Origin of the sequence: Bacillus sp. SIMBA_008 (assembly GCF_046535495.1) — a bacterium.
GTDB lineage: Bacteria > Bacillota > Bacilli > Bacillales > Bacillaceae > Bacillus > Bacillus subtilis.
Window position 1 is genome coordinate 1 of record NZ_JAWRWL010001247.1, and the last position, 237, is coordinate 237.

At 69.2% G+C, this 237-nt stretch carries 1 protein-coding gene; it reads right to left on the reverse strand.

Translation table 11 applies throughout. The features are described 5' to 3' along the window. Positions 1-237: LysR substrate-binding domain-containing protein (locus SB658_RS27425; protein ID WP_410603711.1), on the reverse strand; the 237-nt coding region annotated here is incomplete at both ends.

Below are 237 nucleotides of genomic sequence, written 5' to 3' on the forward strand. Positions count from 1 at the left end.
GTGAGTCCCACCGAGGGATTGACCAGCGTGCGGTACACGACGTTGTGCTGCGGGATGTCCGACAGCGACTTCGGGATGAAGCACACGCCCATGCCCGCCGACACCATGGCGGCCTGGTCGAGGTACGAGCCCATGACCTCGAGCGAGCGCGGGGAGAACCCGGCGCGCATGCACGCCGTCACGACGGCGTCGTAGCCGGTCGGGTTGGCGGTGCGCGGACCCTGGAGGATGCGCTCG